This window comes from Candidatus Poriferisodalis sp. (genome assembly GCF_965215815.1).
GTDB lineage: Bacteria > Actinomycetota > Acidimicrobiia > Acidimicrobiales > Poriferisodalaceae > Poriferisodalis.
This window is the reverse complement of record NZ_CBDCEO010000013.1, coordinates 120,148-141,855: the sequence shown is the minus strand read 5'-3', so window position 1 is coordinate 141,855 and position 21,708 is coordinate 120,148. Positions and strand designations below refer to the sequence as shown.

Here is a 21,708-nt window from a genome sequence, read left to right as displayed (position 1 = left end):
TCGTTTCGACGCGCTCGCCCTGCCTCCCGCTCGGGAGGCACAGTCATTTATGGACTCAGTCATTTATGGACTCAGTCATTTTGGGGCACAGTCATTTCAGGATTCGTGTAGGAGAAACTTCATGGAGCTCACGGGCGCCCAGGCCTTAATGCGAAGCCTCGAGATGAGCGGTGTCGAGGTGATGTTCGGCCTGCCGGGCGGGGCGATCCTGCCCGTGTACGACCCGGTGCTGGACTCGCCGATCCGTCATGTCCTGGTGCGCCATGAGCAGGGTGCGGGCCACATGGCGCAGGGCTACGCGCATGTCACCGGCAAGCCGGGTGTGGCGATGGTCACGAGCGGGCCGGCTGCCACCAACATCGTGACGCCGTTGTGCGATGCCTTCATGGACTCGATCCCGTTGGTGGTCGTGACCGGCCAGGTGGCGATGTCGGCGATTGGCTCGGATGCCTTCCAGGAGTGCGACACCACGGGCATCACCATGGCGGTCACCAAGCACAACTACCTGGTCACCGAGGCGGCCGACATCCCGCGCATCGTCGCCGAGGCGTTTCACATTGCCACCACCGGCCGGCCGGGACCGGTGCTGATAGACCTGCCGAAGGACGTCAGCAACGAGATGATGAGCTGGTACTGGCCAGACAGCGTTGACCTGCCCGGCTACCGGCCCCGAAGCGAAGTCGATCCCGCGGCCATTGCCGAAGCCGCTGCGTTGATCCGCACCGCTCAGCGCCCAGTGATCTACGCGGGCGGGGGCCTGCTGAAGGCGCGTGCGGCAGAGGCGTTGCGTGAGCTCGCAGAGATGTGCGACATCCATGTCGTCACGACCTTGATGGCCCGCGGAGTGTTCCCAGACCGTCATCGTCTCTGCCTGGGCATGCCCGGCATGCACGGCAACTACTCGGCGGTGACCGCGATGCAGCAGGCTGACCTGCTTATCAACCTCGGGGCGCGCTTTGACGATCGGGTCACGGGAAACCCAGCACACTTCGCCCCCGGTGCCAAGGTCATCCACGTCGATATCGACCCGGCCGAACACGGAAAGGTGCGCGTGCCCGAGGTTGCCATTGCCGGTGACGCCCGGGTGGCCGTAGAGGCGCTGATCGCAGCGCTGCGGCCGGCCGACGGTACCGACGCAACCGATGCCATGGCGGACCGGTCGGCCTGGAAGTCGACGATCTCGGGCTGGCAGGAGCAATTTCCGCTGAGCTATGACCAGCCCTCGAGCGGTCACCCGCTCAAGCCGCAGTACGTGGTGGAGCAGCTGCGCGATAACACGCCCGACGACACGATCGTCGTGTCGGGTGTCGGGCAGCACCAGATGTGGGCGAGCCAATTCTGGAAGTTCGATCACCCCTACACCTGGGTCAACTCGGGCGGCCTCGGAACCATGGGCTTCGCGGTGCCGGCTGCCATCGGCGCCAAGGTGGGCCGGCCCGATCGCACCGTGTGGGCCATCGATGGCGACGGCTGCTTCCAGATGACTGCCCAGGAGCTGATTTCCGCAAGCGCCGAGAACATCCCGGTGAAGGTGGCCATCCTCAACAACGCCTACCTCGGCATGGTGCGTCAATGGCAGGAGCTCTTCTACTCCGAGCGCTACAGCCAGGTGTACCTCAGCGCAGATCACCCCAACTACGTGGGCTGGGCCGAGGCCATGGGCTGCGCAGGCATCCGGGTGGAGTCAGCCTCCGAAGTGGTGCCCGCAATCACGAAGGCGAACTCGATCAATGACCGCCCCGTGGTGATCGACTTCCGGGTCGATACCGAGGAGAAGGTGTACCCCATGGTGCCGGCCGGCGGCTCCAACGACGACATCATCCTGGGGCCTGAAGGCGACGCCGAAGCTGCGTTGAAGGGTTCAGCGCCGTCGTGAGCGCCCCACAGGAGCCGGATCTCCACATCTTCGCGGCCATTGTGGAGAACAAGTTCGGCGTGCTGGCGCGCATCGCCGGTCTCTTCAGCCGCCGCGGCTTCAACATCTTCTCCCTTGCGGTCGCTCCGACCGGCGATCCCGACTACAGCCGCATCACCATCGTCGTCGACGTCCACAACACCGACGTCACCCAGATCGCAAAGCAGCTCGACAAGCTCATCAATGTGATCCACATCAGCGAGCTGCACCCGTCGGACTCGATCGAACGCGAGCTGATGCTCGCACGCGTCGGGGCGGTCGATCTCGCAGCTGTCGTCGAGGTCATCTCCGAATACGGGGGGGACGTGCTTGATCACACCGACGGCGAGGCAATTGTGAGCGTCAGCGCCCATCCGGATCGGCTCGACCGATGCGAGCGCCAATTGCGCCCATTTGGCTTGCATGTGCTCCAGCGCACCGGCCGCATCGCGCTGCGAGCGCTCGATGCCTATGAGCCCGCCGTCGGCATGACCGGCTGAGCCTGCCTAAAAAGGGCTGCCGCACGGTCCGCACCACAGAGCTCGGCATACTCCATCCGCACGATTCCTGAACGATTCACATAGGTCGAGGAGCGACAACAATGCCTGCAACCATCTACTACGAGGAAGATGCAGACCTGGGCCAGCTGGCGGGGCGCACCGTGGCCGTCATGGGCTACGGATCGCAAGGCCATGCCCACGCTCTGAACCTGCGCGACAGCGGTGTGGACGTGGTCGTGGGACTGCGCGAAGGCTCGTCCTCGCGCCCGAAGGCGGAATCAGAGGGCTTGCGTGTCGCCGATGTTGCAGGAGCGGCTGCCGAGGCCGACATCATCATGATGGCGCTGCCCGACACCGACCAGGCCGCCATCTACGACTCCTCGATCGCTCCGAACCTGAAGGCGGGCAACGCCATTGCCTTCTCTCACGGCTTCAACATCCACTTCGGCCAGATCAACCCGCCTTCCGAAGTTGACGTGTGGATGATCGCCCCCAAGGGTCCCGGCCACAACGTGCGACGCACCTACGTCGAGGGCGGTGGTGTCCCGGCGCTCGTGGCCATCCACCAGGACGCGACCGGAAACGCGATGGCAGACGCGCTGGCGTACGCGAAGGGCATCGGCGGCACCCGCGGCGGCGTGCTGACGACCACGTTCGCCGAGGAGACCGAGACTGACCTGTTCGGCGAGCAGGTGGTGCTCTGCGGCGGCTTGACCGAGCTGATCCGGGCTGGCTACGAGACGCTCGTGGAGGCCGGCTACCAGCCCGAGTCCGCCTATTTCGAGACGCTGCACGAGGTGAAGCTGATCGTCGACTTCATCTACGAGGCCGGCATCTCAGGCATGCGGTACTCGATCTCGACAACGGCCGAGTACGGCGACATGACCCGCGGCTCGCGCATCATCACCGACGAGACCCGTGCGGAGATGAAGCGCATCCTGGCCGAGATCCAGGACGGCAGCTTCGCCCAAGAGTGGATCGATGAGAACCGCAACGGGCTGCCGAACTACCGCCGGATGGTCGAAGAAGGCAAGCAGCATCCCATCGAGCAAGTCGGCGCAGAGCTGCGGGCGATGATGCCGTGGATCACCGCCGGCCGACAGGACGTCACCGCCGCATCAGGTGGCGCCGTTTCCTGAGCGATCCGCTGCTCGCTCTTGCCCGACTCGGCCATCACCCAGTCAATGTCTGTTGGATGAGAGCGCGACAATCCCGCCTAGATCTGTGTGGCCGTCCGCGGCCTGGCGTTTGCCGCCCGGATGATCCACACTCTGTTTTCGGGTGGTTGCGCGAGGGGGTGAGTGAACTTTGGTGACACAATCGGTTCCCATCACGGGTGCTGTGCTCCGTTGGGCACGTGATGAAGCGGGCCTGAGCGTCGTAGCGCTTGCGGATCGGCTGACTGTCCCGCCCGAGCAGGTCGAATTGTGGGAGGCGGAGTCGGACGCTCCGTCGAGGGGGCAGGTCACCAAGCTTGCCAGTGTTCTTCGACGCCCGACCGCGGTTTTCTTCTTGCCAGCTGCGCCCACGAGTGCATCGATCTCTCCAAGCCTGCGGTCAGCACCCGGTCTTGGCGACCAGCCGTTGCAGAGTGGGGATCTCTGCGCGATTCGTCAAGCGCAGCGCCAGCAGTCGATGCTCTCCTGGTGCATACAGGCACGTGGCAGCCCACCAATCGACTTGCCGCGTTATGAGCCGAGCGCTGATGCGGCGGCAGCGGGCGAAGACGCGCGCTTCCGCTCAGAGATCAGTGTCGAAGTCCAATTGGGGTGGTCGAACGACGGTCAGGCCTTTCGCGCGTGGCGTGAGGCGTTGGAGCGGCGTGGAATCTTCGTTCAGCAATCTTCGCTGGGACGCGAGAGCGTGCGCGGGTTCAGTCTTTGGGATGACTACGCCCCGCTCGTTGTCGTGAATTCGGCGTATCTCCAGACTGCCCGGAGCTATTCGCTAATCCATGAATACGGGCACATGCTCAATCGCAGCGCGGCGGCATGTAGAGATTTCGTCAACTCGGTTGGCGACGATCGTGCAGCTGAACGCTGGTGTGAGAGGTTTGCGGCCTCGTACCTCGTTCCGGAAGGTGCGCTCAAGAAGGTGGCAGCCAACAGCGGCGTCACCGCGTCCATGCCCGCTCGTGAGCCGAAGGTCGTCCGAAAGATCGCAAATAGATTTCGTGTCAGTGGGCGTGCCATGGCGATCAGACTCACTGATGTCGGCCTCGGAACTCAGGACCTCTACTACAAGTTCTCCACTTGGACCAAGCTCCGCAATTGGAGCGAGGGCGGAGGCGGGGGCGGCGAGGTGAGGATTGAGAGGCGACGACAGGAACTCGGTGATGCGACCGTTCGGACGTTCCTTGAAGCACTTGAAGACGGTCGACTTAACCTGCGCGACGCCACCGACTTCCTTGGCCTCTCACCGAATGAGATAGCGGACCTTGAGGTGCTGCTGGCCAGTGACTGAACAAGGCATGCTCAGACTCGGAGAGCCCGATGTATGGGTCATCGATGCATCATCGCTAATCGAGCTGAAGAGGGCAGTTGGTGTCGGTGACCAGTGGGATCTCTTGATGCGAATGCGCGATATGGCCTCGTCCGGTGGGTTGGCCGCGCCTCGTCAGGTGTATCGAGAGGTCAGTGAGATGATGCATCCTGACGCGCCCGGGGCTTGGGCTGCGAGCGCTAGGCAGGTGCAGTCGCTGCCCCTCGACGTCGATGCCGATTGCATGCGGCTGCTTCTTGCCGAGAATCCTCTTCTGGCCGACACCTCAAAACTCGAAGAAGATGCAGATCCATATGTCGTTGGACTCGCCAGACAACTTGGCCGAGACGGAACGGAGGTTTGCGTGGTGACTGAGGACAGGATTGACCGCACTAGCAGTACTTCGATCGTGACCGCTTGCGACCGTTCGGGAATTCGGTCGGTGCGTTTGCGGGAATTCTTGGATGTACTCGGCGTGCGCTATCGAGCGGAGTCATAGGGGATTGCGGTCCCTGAGACGCCGCGACGCAGTGGCAGAATCGGGGTGTGGTCGAAGTCGTCGTGACGCCGGTGCGGGTGCCCTCTGCGGGCGACCTGCTCGTGGCGACGCCGCGCTTGGTCGACCCCAACTTCGATCGCACCGTCGTGTTCGTGATCGAGCATCAGCAGGCAGGCACACTGGGCATCGTCATCAATCGCATCTCGGACATCTCGTGCGCTTCAGCGGTTCCGCGCTGGGCGTCACGCTTCACGGAGGGGGCTGCGGTCGGGCTCGGCGGGCCGGTCGAACCGCAGGGACTGCTCGCTCTCGGGGCGACTGACGCTGCTCCTACGGTGCAAGCACAGCATCGCGAGGGCACTGCCACCGAGTTGTCCGAGACCGCCGGCGCATGGCGCACAGTGAATGGCGAGGTCGGCCTGGTTGATCTCACTGCCGATCCGTCTGAACTCGATGATGAGGTCGTTTCCGTACGCATCTACGGCGGACACGCTGGCTGGGGGCCCGGCCAGTTGCGAGGCGAGCTGCAGGCCGGATGCTGGTGGGTGTTCAATTCGACACCGGGCGACCTGGCTGCCGATGCCACCACGCTCTGGTACGACGTGCTCGCACGCCAGAGCCCGCCTGCACGCCTGCTGGCGCACTATCCCGACGATCCCGCGCTGAACTAGCGCGTTGGGCTGTTTGGCGGTACATACGCGACTGCGCGAACGACAGGGGCAGGCCCGCGCAGCGCGCTAGGTTCGTTCGCAAATCTGTCGGTCACAACATCGATGGCGGAGGTCTTCCATGAGCGACTACAACGAGCCGCCGACCTCGGACGAGGGGCGGCGGACTGGCTGGGCTGAACTCGGGACCGGCGAGACTGTCGAGTTGGCGAGGCCAGCGGCACGCTTCGGTGGGCGGCTACTCGACATCGTCATCTTCGGGATCATTTATGTCGTGGTAGTGATTGTCATCGGCGGCGCCTCGGTCGACTCGGGAGATTCGGACGGTTTTGGGGGCGGCATTCTCGCCGCATCGCTGATCGGTCTGGTCCTCGGTCTCGCATACGAGGTCGTGCAGATCGCCGTGTGGGGCCAGACGCTCGGCAAGCGGATGACCGGCATCAAGGTGATCAACGCAGCGCATGGCGGCGTGCCGGGCTGGGGCAAGGCTGTCGGACGCTGGTTGATTCCCGGTCTGGTCTCGCTGATCCCGCTCGTCGGTTGGCTCCTGGCGATCCTGTGCTACGTCAGCCTCACCTGGGACCGCGTCTATCAGGGCTGGCATGACAAGGCGGCCGGCACTCTCGTCGTTCGGGCCTGAGCCGCGGCTTCTTAGCCGCTCGACTGTGTTGTTGGCAGCGGCTCTATAGCCGCCCGACGATGTAGTCGATGCAGGCCGTCAACGCTTCGGCATCGGCCGGTTCTATTGCTGGGAAGGCCGCGATGCGTAGTTGGTTGCGACCTAGCTTCCGGTAGCCCTCGGTGTCCACGATGCCATTGGCGCGCAGCGCCGCAGCGATGTCGTCTGCGCTGACGCCGTCGAAGTCGACCGTGCACACGACGGGGGAGCGAATCTCGGCATCGGTGACGAACGGCGCGGCGAAGTCCCGTTCTGCTGCCCAGCCGTAGACGGTGCCACTGGATGCTGCCGAGCGGGACGCCGCCCAAGCGAGGCCGCCGCCGTCGAGCATCCACTCGGCGGTCTCGAGTGTCAGCAGGATCGTGGCCAGTGCTGGCGTGTTGTAGGTCTGGTCTTGGCGGGAGTTCGTGACGGCAATAGCAAGGTCCAGCGTGGCGGGCTTGTAGCGACCGGTGGCATCGATCCGTTCGATCCGTTCGATTGCCGCCGGCGAGCACAGCGCAATGAACAACCCGCCGTCAGCGGCGAACGCCTTCTGCGGCGCGAAGTAATAGCAGTCGACATCGGTTGGATCCCAAGTCATCGCGCCAGCCGCGGAGGTGGCGTCGACCATCGACAGCGCTGGTGCCGGGCCGCTTCGGGCTGCTGCCAGCTGGGGTTGCCGCAGCGGCATCGCAACGCCAGTCGAGGTCTCGTTGTGCGTCAGCGCGTACGTGTCGATCTCAGCCGGGTCTGCAGGCTCGGGCACCGGATGCCGGCCGTAAGGGGCCGTGATCACCATTGGGTCGTCGAGGTGGGGCGCGGCCGTCGTGACGGCTGAGAACTTCTCGGAGAATTCGCCGAAGGTTAGGTGTTGGGCCCGGCGCTCGATGAGCGAGAAGGCGGCGGCGTCCCAGAAGCCCGTGCTGCCGCCGTTGCCCAGCACCACCTCCCATCCGTCGCCCAGACCGAACAGCTCAGCCATCGCGGCCCGCAGCCGACCCACCACCGAACGCACGCCGCTGCGGCGGTGCGATGTACCCATGTAGTCGATCGCGCGCGCCGCGAGTGCCTTGACGGCTTCGGGACGGACCTTGGACGGTCCCGAGCCGAAGCGGCCATCTGCCGGCCGCAGTTCTGCGGGAATCGAAATTGACAAGGGAGACACAGACATCGGCTGCCACTATTGCGCCCGGCGCTACTGCCGACAACCACATTTTCTTGACAATTTGGCGATACGTGGGTCTGTGGGGCTTGCGGCGCGGCCCACGCGCGCCGCAATGCGCGGCTCGGCGGCGAGACTGTCGGGCGCTCGCGGCCGTGCAGAGAAGTCGAACCAGCAAGACAGCACCAGCACCAGCAGGACAGGAGTCGCCTCATGCCCACCTCACCAGGGTCCAGTCGAGCATCGGGCGGCAAACGGGTCTCGGAAGCGTTGGCGGGCATCGCCCCGTCGGCGACCCTGGCAGTTGACGCCAAGGCAAAGGCACTTCGGGCTGCAGGCCAGAACGTGATCGGATTCGGCGCCGGCGAGCCTGACTTCGCGACGCCCGAACACATCGTGGACGCAGCGGTAGCCGCGTGCCGCGACTCGGCGAACCACCGCTACTCGTCGGCTGGCGGTCAGCCTGCGCTCAAATCCGCCCTTGCCGCCAAGACCAAGCGAGACAGTGGTCTCGACTGGGACGCCAGCCAATTCCTGGTCACCAATGGCGGCAAGCAGGCCGTCTACAACACCATGGCCGCGCTGGTGGATCCGGGTGATGAGGTATTGCTGCCAGCGCCGTACTGGACGACGTATCCCGAAGCGATCCGAGTGTTCGGCGGCGCGCCGGTTGAGGTGTTCGCCGGCATCGAGTCATGTTTCCGGGTCAGTGTCGACCAGCTTGAGGCGGCGCGGACCGACCGCACCAAGGCGCTGCTGTTCGTATCGCCATCGAACCCGACCGGTGCCGTGTACCCCCGTGACGAGATCGTTGCGATCGGTGAGTGGGCGATCGAGCACGGCTTGTGGGTGATCACCGATGAGATTTATGAGCACCTCACCTACGGCGATGCCGAGCATCACTCGCTGCCGGTGCTGGTCCCTGATGTTGCCGACCGGTGCGTCGTGCTCAACGGCGTGGCCAAGACGTACGCCATGACGGGCTGGCGGGTCGGGTGGATGGCCGGGCCGCCTGACGTGATCGCTGCGGCGACCAATTTGCAGAGCCATTCCACGTCCAATGTGTGCAACGTGGCACAAGCAGCAGCGCTCGCAGCGGTCTCGGGAGACCTTGAGGCGGTCGCGATGATGCGTGATGCATTCGACGTGCGGCGCCAGCGCATCACCGAAATGCTCAACGCCATCGAGGGCGTGGAGTGTCCCGAACCCGAAGGGGCGTTCTACGCATTCCCGAACATGGAAGGGCTGTTGGGACGCCGATACGGCGGCACGGAAGCCACGACGACGGTGGATTTGGCCGCAGCCATTCTTGAGCATGCCAAGGTGGCATTCGTGCCCGGCGAAGCGTTCGGTGCCCCCGGCTACGCGCGGTTCTCCTTCGCCTTGGGGCTCGACGATCTGGCCGAAGGCATCAGCCGCATCGCAGATCTGGTTGCGTGACATGGCACGAGTCCTGGTCGCCGAGGAACTGGCTGTTGCTGGCCTGGACATGCTGCGTGCAGCCGGTCACGACGTCGATGTTCGCACCGGGCTCAGCACCGACGAACTGCGCGCCGCCATTGCCGGGGCGCAGGCGCTGGTCGTTCGCTCGGCAACGCAGGTAGATGCTGACCTCCTCGCGGCAGGTGATGCACTCGTCGTCGTCGGGCGTGCCGGAGTAGGACTCGACAACGTCGACGTCGCTGCTGCTACCGAGCGTGGTGTGCTCGTCTGCAATGCGCCGTCGAGCAATGTCGTGTCGGCTGCGGAGATGACCGTCGCACTCATGCTGGCGCTGGCTCGCCACATCCCGCAGGCTCACCAAGCACTCTCGAATGGCCGATGGGAACGCAGCCGCTGGGGCGGCATGGAGATCTATCGCAAGACGATCGGGATCCTGGGTCTCGGTCGCGTCGGCCGCTTGGTGGCGCAGCGGATCGCCCCATTCGATGTCGCGCTCATCGCCTACGACCCATATGTGAGCCCGGAATCCGCTCGAGCGGCGGGGGTCGACATGGTGACCCTCGAAGAGCTGTTTGAGCGATCGGACATCATCACGTTGCACATGCCGCGAACGCCTGAGACGGCGGGGCTGCTGGGCGCGGAGAACCTCGCCAAGTGCCGCCCGCACACCTTGGTCGTGAACACTGCTCGGGGCGGCATTCTCGATGAGGCAGCGGCAGCGACTGCGCTGGAGGAAGGACGGCTCGGCGGCGTGGCAGTGGATGTCTACGCAACTGAGCCCGCCACCGCCTCGCCGCTGTTCGGCCGCCCCGACGTGGTGGCAACCCCGCATCTCGGCGCCAGCACGAGCGAAGCTCAAGTCCGAGCTGGTATCCAGATCGCCGAGCAGGTGAATCTGGCCCTAGCCGGCAATCCCGTGCCCTACGCCGTCAACGCCTAGCGCTTCTCCAATCCAGCCAGCTGTCCCGTCCGCGACCACGGTCGCGCCCGCAGCTGGGTTCTAGTGCTGTTGCTTGTGGCCGTCTGAGAGGACTTTGCCGTAGATCTTCTCGTTGGCGCCGGAGGTGCTGAAGCCCGAGTTGCCGCGCGTCGCGTGCATCGCTTCCCGAACGCGCCGGGCGGCCGCCTTGCGGGGATCCGGAGCCTGCGGTCGATTCTTCGTATGCGCGAGCACAGCAAAGAAGTGGCCGAGGCTCTTCGCGGCGCTGCCGATGCGCTTCAGAACCTTGCGGAACATCTCGACTCCTCAATGGGCCAGATCCGGTTGAGTCCACCCTACCTCGCGCCCGAATCCGGCCGTCCGCCAAGCACTCGGCCTGGCTGGTCTCAGCGCTGGGCGGCGGCAGCAGCTGCGTCGGGGTGATGCAGGTAGCGCTCGGGGATCTCGAATCCGAAGATGCGGGCAGCGTTGAGCCCAAGGATCTTGGCTCGCTCGCCATCGTCGAGGTGGCTCATCGTGCGCTCGATCGCTTGGGCGGAATACGGCCAGGAGCCCTCGTGGTGCGGGAAGTCGTTCGCCCACAGGAAGTTGTCGACCAGACCGTGCTCGCGGGCAAGATCAAGGCCGGCGGCGTCCTCCTGGAAGCTCGCGAAGCCCTGGCGCTTGAAGTACTCGCTGGGCAGCAGCTCCAGCTTTGGCCGGACCCACATGTGGTGCTTGAGATACGCCTCGTCCATGGCACCCAGCATCCATGGCGCCCAGCCGATGCCGGCCTCGATGGCACCGAAGCGCAGGTTCGGGTGTCGCTCCGCGACGCCTGAAGCACAGACGTTGACCAGCGGTTCCATAGTCGGCGCCAGCGAGTGCACGGCGTAGTTGATGACGGCCCCGCCCTGGCTGCGAGCGGTGCGCGGGTCGCGACCCGTCGAGACGTGGAACGTGACGGGCAGATCGACGTCGTCGATGCAGTCCCACAACGGCTCGAACTCCCGCAGGTTGTAGTTCGGGTCGTCGACGTCAGGTGGCCCGAAGACGGGCTTGGCTGGCAGGCTCAGTCCCTTGAACCCGAGCGCAGCACAACGCTGGATCTCGGCGATCGCCTTGTCCAGCGCTGCGGGGGCGATGCAGGCCATCGGAGCGAGCCGGTCGTTGTAGTCGGCGAACTCCTCCCAGGCCCACTCGTTGTAGGCCCGGCACATTGCGTGACTGAAATCGGCGTCAGGCGTGGCCCAGATTGTGAGGCCCTTGTTCGGAAACAGAACCTCGGCGTCACAGCCGTCCAGTGCCAGGTCACGCACGCGTGCTTCGGGGTCGCGACCTGACCGGTTGCGCAGCTTCTCGTGGCCCTCGAATGGCTTCGTCCAGTTGAGCTTGGCCGGACGGAAGCCCTCGGCCTTCTGGAAGAACTGCTCCTCAGAAGTGTCGTTTCCGGCTGCGTCCTTATCGCCCTTGCCATGGGGATCCATGTCCTTGCTGACGGCAATGGTCGGCAGCCGATGGTGGTAGTCGGGGTCGATACGGTCGAACAGGAACGTGTTCGGCTCTTGGACGTGACCATCGGCAGAGCACATGAAGAACTTGTCGGCCGCATCCGGCCGAGCTGAACGCAGCCAGCCTTCGTTGCCCGGCGTCTCGAGCCGCCAAACGTTGTTGAGGTCAGGGTCGGGGATCGTGATGGCCATGTCAGCACTCCGGGGCTGGGACTCGCGGGGACAGCAGCGGCGACGCCGTCTGCGCGCCCGAGGAGTCTGGCATGCAATGGGCCCCGATCACCCAGCCGCGAGCTTCAATCGTGTCCCGCCAGCCGGTCCACAAGCCAGTCGACCGGCAGGGAGCCCTTGTGAGCGATGACGCTGATCACCCAGCGGCGGTGCGGCTCACTCGGTGTCATCGAGGTACGGGTGCCGACGGCTTCGATCACCCAATCGGCGACAGAACTCGGCGCGTCGTGAGAGCCATCGCCTTCAGTAACCCGCACCAGTCCCTTGAGGCGGGCGACGCCGTCGGGCACGTTGTCCAGCAGATCGCGAATACGCGCGCTCGGCACGGGTTCGTCCAACGTGACGGTTTGCGACTCGAAGAGATCGGCTGCGTGTTCATGCGCGTGGCCGGCAGCCGTGGCCCCGGACGCTCGGGGCCCCTCCAGCTTGGAAGTTCCGGGATCCGTCCCGTCGAGCGCTTCCGCTGATGTGTCGAAGAGCACGTTTGACGGAACTGCGGCGTGACGTGCCCGCACCAAGGCCGCTCCCGGGGCGACAGCCCGCAGCCAGTTGCACAATTCGTCGGCATCGTCGTCGCTCGCCAGCAAGTCGATCTTGTTGAGCACCAGCAAGTCAGCCGCCCCGAGCTGCCCTCGGACAGTGTCGGCCACCCAGCGGTCGTTGGCGAGCCGGCGTACTTGTTCGGCGTCAGCCAACACGACGACGGCGTCGAGTCGCAAACCGGGTGTATGGCCGTACGCAGCGACCTGGGCAGGATCGGCGACGCCGCTGGCCTCGATGAGCAGTCGAGCCGGTGGAGTGCCGGCCGAGCGGACTTGCATCAGCGCGGCGGCAAACCCGTCGGCAAGGGTGCAGCAGATGCACCCGTTGGCTAGTGTCAGCTTGTCGCCCTCGGCTGCGACGATGAGGTCCTCGTCGATAGAGATCTCGCCGAAGTCGTTGACGATCACTGCGATGCGCTCGCCCGACGTCCGCAGCACATAATTCACCAACGTCGTCTTGCCGGCGCCGAGATAGCCGCCGATGACGGTCACCGGGATCCGCTGCTCGCTCAACACCCTGGCCTCAGATCGAGCATCCCGGCCTCGTGCTAGGCCTCGCTGATCTCGGCTGGCTGAGGCACGCCGCCGAGCACGGTGCCCCACACCCCGATGTCACGCAGGGCCATGGGGTCGACGCTGAGCGGGTCGTCCTCCAGCACGGCAAAGTCGGCCAGCTTGCCGGCTTCGATGCTGCCAATTTCGGAGTCCAGCTTGAGCTGCCGGGCCGCCTCGATGGTGATCGCTCGCAGCGCGTCTGGCACGCCGATGCGCTCGTGAGGTCCCAGAACCTCTCCCGATGCCGTCACCCGGTTGACCGCGCACCATGCGGTGTGCAAGTGTCCCAGCGGCGTGATGGGCGAGTCTGAGTGGATCGAGAAGCTGACGCCCTCAGCCAGCGCCGTGCCACAGGCATCCATCCGGGCGGCTCGCTCGGGCCCCACGGTCGCATCTCGGTGCTGATCACCCCAGTAGTAGATGTGGTTCGAGAAGATATTGGCGCACATGCCGAGCGCTGCCATCCGGCGGTATTGGGCAGGCGTCGTGAGCTGGCAGTGCTGAACCGTGTGACGGTGATCCCAGCGGGGATGGCGCTCGAGCACCTGCTCGACTGCGTCGATGAATACCTCCGAGGCCTCGTCGCCGTTGCAGTGGCAGTGCACGGTCAGGCCTGCCCGGTGGTACGTCTCGAGCAGATCGGCCATCTGGTCAGGCGGTGTCAGCCACTGCCCGTTTCCGACGTGGCCCGGAGGCGGCTTGTAGTAGTGCGGCCAGCTGATCCGGGCCGTGAAGCCCTGTATCGAGCCGTCGAGGATCAGCTTGACGATGCCAAAGCGCAGCTTCGACGTCTGTTCTTGCTTCAGACGTGCTCCCAGCTCAGCCAACTCATCCGTGCCGGCGGGCGCCCCGAAGAAATTGGACAGTGCCACCATCACCCGCGCCGGGTATTCGGGATCACTCGTCACCTTCCGCCAGTTGTCGAGCTGGTCGGCATCCCACAACTGCGTCGTGCCCAAGTCGGTCAGCAGCGTGTGCCCGGCGTTGCGAGCCTCGTTGGCGTAGCGCCAGCGGGCTTGTTCGGTCCGGTTTGCGTTCATCATCTCGACGAACGCCTCGCCGGCCAGCATCATGCCGGCGGGCTCGTGCAGCTCGCCGTTTGGCAACCCGTCGCCGCCGCGTGCAACACCGGGACTGGTCGCCGTCTCGTCGATGCCGCAGCGAGCCATCAGCGCCGAATTAATGGTTGCCAGGTGGCCGCTGGCGTGCAGCACGAGCGCCGGACGGTCCCCGGTCACGGTGTCGAGATGGCGTGCCACGAGCCGCTCGCCCGCGAAGTAGATCGGGTCGAGTCCCCATGCGAGCAGTGTCTGAGACTCGTCTGGCAGCTCGGCGGCAGCCTTGCCCAGCCGTTCGAGCACGTCGTCGATCGAGGTGCAGCCAGGCCACAGCCGTCCCTGAGGATCGCGACGGTCGAAGTAGCCGACGTATGTGGAGTTCCACAGCCCCCCGGACATGACGTGGCAATGGGCCTCGACGAAGCCGGGCATCAGCACGTGGCCTGCGAAGCGATTGTCGACTCGGTGAGAGCCCCACGACGCCAGCTCGTCGGTGCTGCCGACTCCCAGGATGCGATCGCCCGCCACCGCCACGGCTTCGCCGTACGGGAAAGCGGGATTGATGGTGATGACCCTGCGCGCCGGGTAGATCACGAATGGCTCGGAGGCGCCCGCTATGGCTGAGTTCATCGATCTTGCTCCTCTTGGGCCACGCTGTGCTCGATGTTCGTGGCTTGCGCCACGAAGTGACCCGGCTCGATCTCGGTGAGCACGACTGGCTCGGGCGCTGTGCCGGGTTCGAAGACTGGGCTCGGGATCTCGTCGGTGCGCACGGACCGATTCATGTGACGCTGCCGCGGATCGGCAATCGGCACGGCGTCCAGCAGCCGCTGGGTGTAGGGGTGGGTCGGGTTTTCGAAGATGGCCTGCCGGGGCCCCAGCTCAACGATCTGTCCGAGATACATGACACCGACTCGATGTGCGATGCGCTCGACAACGGCGAGGTCGTGGCTGATGAACAGGTACGACAGGCCCAGTTCTTCCTGCAGGTCCATCATCAGGTTGATGACTTGTGCCTGAATGGAGACATCCAGTGCCGAGACGGCTTCGTCAGCGATCACGAGTTCAGGTCGCAGCGCCAACGCACGGGCGATGCAGATCCGCTGGCGCTGACCGCCCGAGAATTGGTGCGGGTACTGCGACATGTCGTCGGGGGACATCCCCACGCGCCGAAGCAGCGATGCCACGACTTCGTCGATGTCGCGGCGCGGTACGGCCCGATGAATCTCGAGCGGCTCGCCGATGGCCTTGCCGATGGGTCGACGCGGGTCCAGGCTGGCGAACGGGTCCTGGAAAACGATCTGCACCTTGCGCCGATGTGGGCGCAGCTCGCGTGCCCCCAGACCGGTGATATCGGTGCCGTCGAGGCGGATTGTGCCGCTCGTGGGATCGAGCAGCCGGATGATGAGGTACGCAAGCGTGGATTTTCCGCAGCCGCTTTCTCCCACAATCGCCAAGGTCTCACCGCGGCCGACCTGAAGGCTGACCTGCTCGACAGCATGAACACGAGCTTTGCCAGGAGCCGGGAAGTGCTTGGTCAGCGCCTCAACCTCGACGATGGGTGTTGCGGGAGCCGACGCGCTCATGGGTCCACAATCGGATCAGATGTCGTCGCAGCAACAGGTTCAGGGTCGCCGAATTCGCTCGTGTCGAGCAATTCGAAACGACGGGGCTCGCTTTCGCCGGTCATCGAGCCGAGCCGCGGCACGGCCGCGAGGAGGGAGCGTGTGTAGGTCTCCTGCGGCCGCTCGAAGATATCGTGGACTTCGCCGCATTCGACTACCCGCGACGCTTGCATGACGACCACTTCGTCGGCGATCTCGGCGACGACTCCCATGTCGTGGGTGATGATGAGCACAGCGGCACCTGTCTCGCGCTGCATCTCTGCCATCAGCCCCAGGATCTGCGCCTGAATCGTTACATCGAGCGCTGTTGTCGGCTCGTCGGCGATGAGGATTGCCGGATCGCATGCGAGCGCCATCGCGATCATCACCCGCTGGCGCATCCCGCCTGACATCTCGTGGGGATACTGGTCGATCCGGCGTGCGGCATCGGGAATCCGAACTCGGTCGAGCATTTCGAGGGTTCGCTGGCGGGCGTGGGCGCGATTCATGCCGCGGTGAAGGCGCAACGCCTCGGCGATCTGGCTGCCGACGGTGTAGACGGGATTCAGGCTCGTCAGCGGTTCCTGGAAGATCATCGAGATCCGGTCGCCGCGGATCGAGCGCATCTGTGGCTCTGGAAGTTTCAGCAGATCGGCGACCTGCCCGTCGTCGTGTCTGAACAGCACCTCGCCGCTGTCGATGGTGGCTCTCGTTCCGATCTCGATGAGTCGCATGATCGACAGAGCAGTCACCGACTTGCCCGAACCCGATTCGCCCACCACCGCGAGCGTCCCGCCGTCGTGAAGATCGAATCCGACATCGCTCACCGCCGTGAACGCGTCGAAACGGACCGTGAGTCCCCGAACCGAGAGCCTCGGTGCATTGTTCGTGCTGCCGGTCGCGATGGGGGCTGCGGAGGCGTCGTTCACGGCTCAGCGTCCTCGCAGCTTCGGGTTGTAGGCGTCCTGCAAGCCGTCGCCGATGAGGCTGAAGCTCAGCACCGTGACGAAGATTGCCAGGCCGGGAAACGTCACAGACCACCACGCAGTCAGGAAGTTGCCGCGATTCAGCCCGATCATGAGCCCCCAGCTGGTGCCGTTGGGATCGCCCAGACCCAGAAATGCCAAGCCGGCCTCGAACAGGATCGCCGTGCCCATGATGAGGGTTGCCGAGACGATGAGTGGCGGCAGTGCGTTAGGGAAGATGACCCGGCGCATGATGCGCCAGTCGTTCGCGCCGAGTGCCCGGGCCGCGCGTACGAATTCCAGGTTGCGGAGCCGCAGAAACTCTGCACGCGTGATGCGAGCGATGCCTGGCCACGCGACCACGCCGATCGCGAACGCAATCGTCCATTTCGAGGGCTCGAACAAGGTGACAAGAACCATCGCGAACAGCAACGCGGGCAACACTTGGAAGAACTCGGTGAAGCGCATGAGGGCGTTGTCGAGCCATCCGCCGTAGTAGCCGGCGAGCGCGCCGATGCTCACTCCGATGATGACGACCATCGCTGCGGCCATGGCGGCAACGGTCAAGCTGGTCGTTCCGCCGGACACCACGCCTGCAAGCACGTCACGGCCCAAGTAGTCGGTGCCGAGACGGGCCTCAGCAATCTCGCCGGGGGCCATGAGTGGCCTCGCGATGATGTTCTTTGGATCCTGGTCGTACAGGCTCGGGCCCGCGACCGTCATGAAAATCATGCCGAGAAGCAGCACGACTCCCGCAACCGCCGCCTTGTTCCGCACGAACAGCCGCAACGTCTCCCGAGCTGGCGGGGCGACGGCACCCGCTCCCGTCTCGAGCGCCATCGGTGCAGCGGGGTCAGCTGGCGTCGACATCTCAGACACGGGAGCGCTCACGAAGTCGGATGCGTGGATCGATGACGGTGTAGAGCAAGTCGGTGAGCAGGTTGGCGGCGATGACCATGACCGACGACACGAGCAGCACACCCAGCAAGACAGATGTGTCCCGCCGCAGGATCGAGTCGAACGCAAGCCGGCCGAGGCCTGGCCAGTTGAACACCGTCTCAACCAGCAGCGCACCCGAGAGCAGTGCACCGAACTGCAAGCCGATCACGGTCACCACGGGGATGATCGCATTGCGCAGCGCATGCTTGTACACGACGCTCGACTCGCTCAGCCCCTTGGCCCGAGCAGTTCGTACGTAGTCCGACTCGAGCACTTCGAGCATCGACGCCCGCGACAGTCGGCTGTACTGCGCCAGGTAGATGAGGCCCAGCGTCAGAGCCGGCAGCACCAAGTGCTCGGCCACGTCCGCGATGTTCCCGAGCACACCGGGGGTGTAGCTCACGTCGTGCCATCCCTGCACCGGCAGGAGATTCCACACCGAGGCGAACAGGATCACCAGCATGATGCCGGTCCAGAACACCGGCATCGAGAAACCCACCAATGCCAGCACGGTGGCGCTGTGGCTGAGCGGGCTCTCCGGGCGGCGAGCTGTGAATACGCCCACCAGCGTTCCAGCGACGACGGCGAAGGTCAGTGCGGTGGCGACCAGCAGCACCGTCGGCCACAACCGGTTGGCGATCAGCGAGCTGACGGATTGGTTGAAGAAATACGACTCGCCCAGGTCGCCCGTTGCGACGCGGCCGACATATGACGCGAGCTGCACGATGACCGGTCGGTCGAGCCCGTACTGAGCGCGGATTTCCTCCAGCAGCTCGGGGTCGCCGGCCCCGCTCTCGCCGACGATGACCGTGGCCGGATCTCCCGGTGTGATGTGGATGAGCAGGAAATTGAGCGCGACCACAGCCAGGATCAGCCCAAGTGCTTGGGCGATCCTGGCTGCGATCGATCTCAGCATCAGCGCTTGCCGGACTCCTCAAGCCGTGCCGGCAGACCCCATGCAGTCAGAGGGAGCGACACAGCAACCGAGCCTGGAGCGAGCTGCCGGCCTACTGGTCCAGCCAGACCGTATGCATCGGCGACATCTGCCCCCAAATGTTGTTGGTCGGCGGGTTCATCACCGCCGGGATGTAGGCCTGCCAGAACGGCGGAGTGGTCAAGAAGTAGATCGGCACCTCTTCGGCCACAATCTCCTGGAACTCTGCGTAGAGCGCAGCGCGGGCGTCGGGGTCCAACTCCTGGCCGGCGGCCGCCAGGAGGCGGTCGACCTCAGGGTTGGAGTAACCGGTGTTGTTGGTCCAGATGACACCAACCCGGTTGTCGCTGAGATAGGTGCGGTGCACGCCGATGACCGGATCGCCCCAGTTCCAGACGTTGTTGATCGTCATCTGGAACTCGCCTGCGGCAATTCGCTGCGCCCAGGTCGGGAAGTCCGGTGACACGCTCAACTCGGTCTTGATGCCTGCTTCCTCGAGCGCCTGCACCACGTACTCCGCGTAGATCACCTGCGTCGGCGGGATGTAGTCGATGGTGAGTTCCAGCTCACCGGGGCCGTAGCCGGCTTCGGCCAACAGTGCCTTGGCCTTGTCGATGTCCTTGTCGTAGTGGTTCACGCCGTCGTTGTGGAACGGGCTGGCGGTGACGATGCCCGTCGGAGCGGGGAACGTGAGCCCTTGGTCGATGACCTCGGCGAGGAAGTCTCGGTCGATCGCGTAGGCGATCGCCTGCCGGACGCGCTTGTCCGACAGTGCCGGATCGTTCACGTTCATTTCCATCCACTGGATCTGACCGATGGCCTCGTGGCCCATCGAGCTGACCTCGACGTCAGCATTTTCCATCAGGCGCAGCACGTTCGCCGACGGGCCGAGCGTCGAGGACAGGTGGGTGCTGCCGTTCTCGAGGCCCAGCACGATGGCAGTCGGATCGGGCGTGATCTCCATCACGATCTCGTCCAGGCACGGTGTGCCCTCGATGAAGAAGTCGTCGAAGCGCTCCATGCGGATGATGGTGCCCGCCTCAAATTCGGCAAGTCGGAACGGCCCCGAGCCCACGAAGTCCTCGGTGTTGCGCGGGTGCGTCTTGGGGTCCTGGCCGTCATCGAAGATGTGCTTGGGAATGATCGGCAGCAGGCCGGGTGACATCGCCAGCAGGATCGCCGGGTGCGGCTGGCTGAGGTTGATGACCGCGGTGTGCGCATCGGGTGTGTCCACACTCGTCACCGGTGCGTACATCGGCCTGAACGGGTGGTTGGCCTGCACTGTCAGGATCGAGAACGCCACGTCTGCGGAGGTGATCGGCATGCCGTCGTGGAAGACCGCGTCGTCGACGAGGTGCAGCGTCACGGCGCGGCCGTCGTCTGAGATCTCCCAGCTCTCGGCTAGGTAGGGCATGGGGTTGTACTCGTCGTCGTACAGCAACGGGCTCGCATTGAGCTGCGTGCCTGGCACGGCGGTCGCATAGCCCGACTGCACGGTGCCGTTCAGGTGCCGGGGCACCTGAGTGCTGCCGATGATGAGCGTCCCGCCGACATTGGCGCCGTCGTTGCACGGGCTGTGAGCCGCAGCCATGTCGTCGTCGGCCATGTCGTCGTCGGCCATGTCGTCGTCGGCCATGTCGTCGTCGGCCATGTCGTCGTCGGCCATGTCGTCGTCGGCCATGTCGTCGTCGGCCATGTCGCCGCCGGCGTCCGCGGTGGTCGTCGCCGGTGCAGCGTCATCGCCGTCATCGTCGCTGGCGCACGACGCAGCGATCAACGCGAATACCGCGAGCAACGCGACCAGTAACCGGCCGATATGGCGGCTCGGGCCGCGTGTCGTTGTGGTCCTCATAGGGCTGTCTTCCTCCTTGAGCGCACCCGATATCACGACGACGACGGGTGCCATTGTTGGCAAGGTCCCGAAGGACCTGCGGTACCGTAGTCGATGTCGTCACCGCCGGTTTGGGGTGACGTTCGTAGTTCTCGGTGTCCGGCGCAGCGATGCCAGCGAGGTGGTCGGCCGATGAAGGTCCACTGGTTCTTGCCAACCGGAGGCGACTCGCGCGACGTGCTCCCCGACGAGCCGGGCGCGCATTGGCGGGCGCCGTCGATGGACTATCTCGCCCAGATAGCGACTGCATGCGATCAGCTCGGCTACGAGGGGATGCTCACGCCGTGCGGGACGATGTGCGAGGACGCCTGGCTCTCCACCATCGCCTTGACGCCGCTGACGCGCCGCATCAAGTTCCTGGTGGCGTTCAGGCCCGGATTCCTCTCACCGACGCTCGCCGCACAGATGGCTTCCACCTACCAGCGGCTCACCGGCGGCCGATTGCTGCTCAACATCGTGACCGGAGCAGAGTCGCGCGAGCTGAATCGCTTCGGCGACTGGCTCGACAAGGACACTCGCTATGCCCGTACGGGCGAGTTCCTGCAGATTGTGCGCGAGGCGTGGAGCGGGGACCCATTCGACTTCGACGGCGACTTCTACAAGGTCGCCGGGGCGACGACCCGCGATGTTCCTGATCCGGTGCCGCCCGTGTACTTCGGGGGAGCTTCGCCCGCCGCTGAGCGCATCGCCGCCTCCCACGTCGACGTGTATCTCGCCTGGGGCGAACCCCCAGACATGGTGACTGAACGCCTGGGACGCATGCGGGCGCTGGCGGCCGAACAGGGACGCACTCTGCGGTTCGGCATCCGGTTTCACGTCATCACCCGACCCGATGCGGCTGATGCTTGGGTCGTGGCGGACGACATGCTCGCCCACATGAGCCCCGAGGCGATCGCTTCGGCCCAAGCCGACTTCGCCACCACCATGTCCGAGGGCCAGCGCCGGATGGCGCAGCTGCACTCAGAACAGGGCGGCCGACTTGAGATCCATCCCAACGTCTGGTCGGGCATCGGGCTCGTTCGGGGAGGCGCTGGCACCGCACTCGTGGGCAGCTACGCCGAGGTAGCCGACCGAATTGCTGAATATCACGAACTGGGCTTTGACGAGTTCATCCTGTCGGGCTATCCGCACCTTGAAGAGGCCTATTGGTTCGGCGAGGGCGTGATGCCGATCCTGCGTGAGCAGGGCTTGCTGGAGCCGCTGGGGACCGGCTCAGGCGAGGCGCTCGTCTCGTCGTTCCGCTGAGCGTCA

General features: G+C 65.0%; 18 protein-coding genes and 1 pseudogene. 10 read left to right on the top strand and 9 right to left on the bottom strand.

Translation table 11 applies throughout. From position 1 onward, the window contains the following. Positions 1-49 precede the first annotated feature (49 nt). The 7 genes from ACOOHB_RS10635 to ACOOHB_RS10605 all read left to right on the top strand — a co-directional run bounded on the left by ACOOHB_RS10635 (position 50) and on the right by ACOOHB_RS10605 (position 6,682). Positions 50-1,876, top strand: coding sequence for an acetolactate synthase large subunit (locus ACOOHB_RS10635; protein WP_420444819.1), 1,827 nt, complete (start codon positions 50-52; stop codon positions 1,874-1,876). Continuing rightward, positions 1,873-2,394, top strand: coding sequence for an acetolactate synthase small subunit (gene ilvN, locus ACOOHB_RS10630; protein WP_420444818.1), 522 nt, complete (start codon positions 1,873-1,875; stop codon positions 2,392-2,394). Before ACOOHB_RS10635 ends, ilvN begins: the two co-directional genes overlap by 4 nt. A gap of 101 nt (positions 2,395-2,495) precedes the next feature. Next, complete coding sequence (gene ilvC, locus ACOOHB_RS10625) at positions 2,496-3,533, top strand: ketol-acid reductoisomerase (protein WP_420444817.1); 1,038 nt, start codon at positions 2,496-2,498, stop codon at positions 3,531-3,533. A gap of 172 nt (positions 3,534-3,705) precedes the next feature. Then, entirely contained in the window at positions 3,706-4,857 is a 1,152-nt protein-coding gene (locus ACOOHB_RS10620) for an ImmA/IrrE family metallo-endopeptidase (protein ID WP_420444816.1), read from the top strand. A gap of 7 nt (positions 4,858-4,864) precedes the next feature. Then, the gene (locus ACOOHB_RS10615; protein ID WP_420446896.1) at positions 4,865-5,374 is read left to right on the top strand and encodes a DUF4411 family protein; all 510 of its coding nucleotides are present in this window, start codon (positions 4,865-4,867) and stop codon (positions 5,372-5,374) included. A gap of 47 nt (positions 5,375-5,421) precedes the next feature. Continuing rightward, positions 5,422-6,045, top strand: coding sequence for a YqgE/AlgH family protein (locus ACOOHB_RS10610; RefSeq protein ID WP_420444815.1), 624 nt, complete (start codon positions 5,422-5,424; stop codon positions 6,043-6,045). A 118-nt stretch (positions 6,046-6,163) separates the two neighbouring features. Continuing rightward, a complete protein-coding gene (locus ACOOHB_RS10605) occupies positions 6,164-6,682 on the top strand; it encodes an RDD family protein (protein WP_420444814.1) in 519 nt (172 codons plus the stop codon). Positions 6,683-6,725: 43 nt separating this feature from the next. Here ACOOHB_RS10605 and serC read toward each other — a convergent pair whose 3' ends face one another. Further along, positions 6,726-7,874, bottom strand: a complete 1,149-nt coding sequence (gene serC / locus ACOOHB_RS10600) for a phosphoserine transaminase (RefSeq protein ID WP_420444813.1) — start codon at positions 7,872-7,874, stop codon at positions 6,726-6,728. A gap of 204 nt (positions 7,875-8,078) precedes the next feature. Here serC and ACOOHB_RS10595 point away from each other — a divergent pair, with 204 nt between their 5' ends. Both ACOOHB_RS10595 and ACOOHB_RS10590 read left to right on the top strand, forming a co-directional pair. Then, a complete protein-coding gene (locus tag ACOOHB_RS10595) occupies positions 8,079-9,305 on the top strand; it encodes a pyridoxal phosphate-dependent aminotransferase (protein WP_420444812.1) in 1,227 nt (408 codons plus the stop codon). A 1-nt stretch (position 9,306) separates the two neighbouring features. After that, positions 9,307-10,248: a hydroxyacid dehydrogenase gene (locus ACOOHB_RS10590; RefSeq protein WP_420444811.1), complete on the top strand. Its 942-nt coding sequence runs from the start codon at positions 9,307-9,309 to the stop codon at positions 10,246-10,248. Positions 10,249-10,308: 60 nt separating this feature from the next. On the opposite strand, the gene ACOOHB_RS10585 is transcribed toward ACOOHB_RS10590, so the two are convergent. The 8 genes and pseudogenes from ACOOHB_RS10585 to ACOOHB_RS10550 form a co-directional block, all read right to left on the bottom strand. Then, complete coding sequence (locus ACOOHB_RS10585; protein ID WP_420444810.1) at positions 10,309-10,545, bottom strand: hypothetical protein; 237 nt, start codon at positions 10,543-10,545, stop codon at positions 10,309-10,311. 89 nt (positions 10,546-10,634) lie between these two features. Beyond that, on the bottom strand, positions 10,635-11,930 hold the full coding sequence (locus tag ACOOHB_RS10580) for an amidohydrolase family protein (RefSeq protein ID WP_420444809.1): 1,296 nt from the start codon (positions 11,928-11,930) through the stop codon (positions 10,635-10,637). 104 nt (positions 11,931-12,034) lie between these two features. Further along, a complete protein-coding gene (locus ACOOHB_RS10575) occupies positions 12,035-13,024 on the bottom strand; it encodes a CobW family GTP-binding protein (RefSeq protein WP_420444808.1) in 990 nt (329 codons plus the stop codon). A gap of 35 nt (positions 13,025-13,059) precedes the next feature. After that, positions 13,060-14,754: an amidohydrolase gene (locus tag ACOOHB_RS10570; protein ID WP_420444807.1), complete on the bottom strand. Its 1,695-nt coding sequence runs from the start codon at positions 14,752-14,754 to the stop codon at positions 13,060-13,062. Continuing rightward, a pseudogene (locus tag ACOOHB_RS10565) lies at positions 14,751-16,657 on the bottom strand (dipeptide ABC transporter ATP-binding protein). Before ACOOHB_RS10565 ends, ACOOHB_RS10570 begins: the two are co-directional and overlap by 4 nt. 3 nt (positions 16,658-16,660) lie before the next feature. After that, positions 16,661-17,563, bottom strand: coding sequence for an ABC transporter permease (locus ACOOHB_RS10560; protein ID WP_420444806.1), 903 nt, complete (start codon positions 17,561-17,563; stop codon positions 16,661-16,663). 1 nt (position 17,564) lies between these two features. Continuing rightward, positions 17,565-18,548 carry an ABC transporter permease gene (locus ACOOHB_RS10555; RefSeq protein ID WP_420444805.1) on the bottom strand — a complete coding sequence of 328 codons (984 nt, stop codon included), beginning with the start codon at positions 18,546-18,548 and terminating at the stop codon, positions 17,565-17,567. A 91-nt stretch (positions 18,549-18,639) separates the two neighbouring features. Next, on the bottom strand, positions 18,640-20,418 hold the full coding sequence (locus tag ACOOHB_RS10550) for an ABC transporter substrate-binding protein (RefSeq protein WP_420444804.1): 1,779 nt from the start codon (positions 20,416-20,418) through the stop codon (positions 18,640-18,642). Positions 20,419-20,589: 171 nt separating this feature from the next. Here ACOOHB_RS10550 and ACOOHB_RS10545 point away from each other — a divergent pair, with 171 nt between their 5' ends. Next, positions 20,590-21,702 carry an LLM class flavin-dependent oxidoreductase gene (locus tag ACOOHB_RS10545; protein WP_420444803.1) on the top strand — a complete coding sequence of 371 codons (1,113 nt, stop codon included), beginning with the start codon at positions 20,590-20,592 and terminating at the stop codon, positions 21,700-21,702. Positions 21,703-21,708 lie beyond the last annotated feature (6 nt).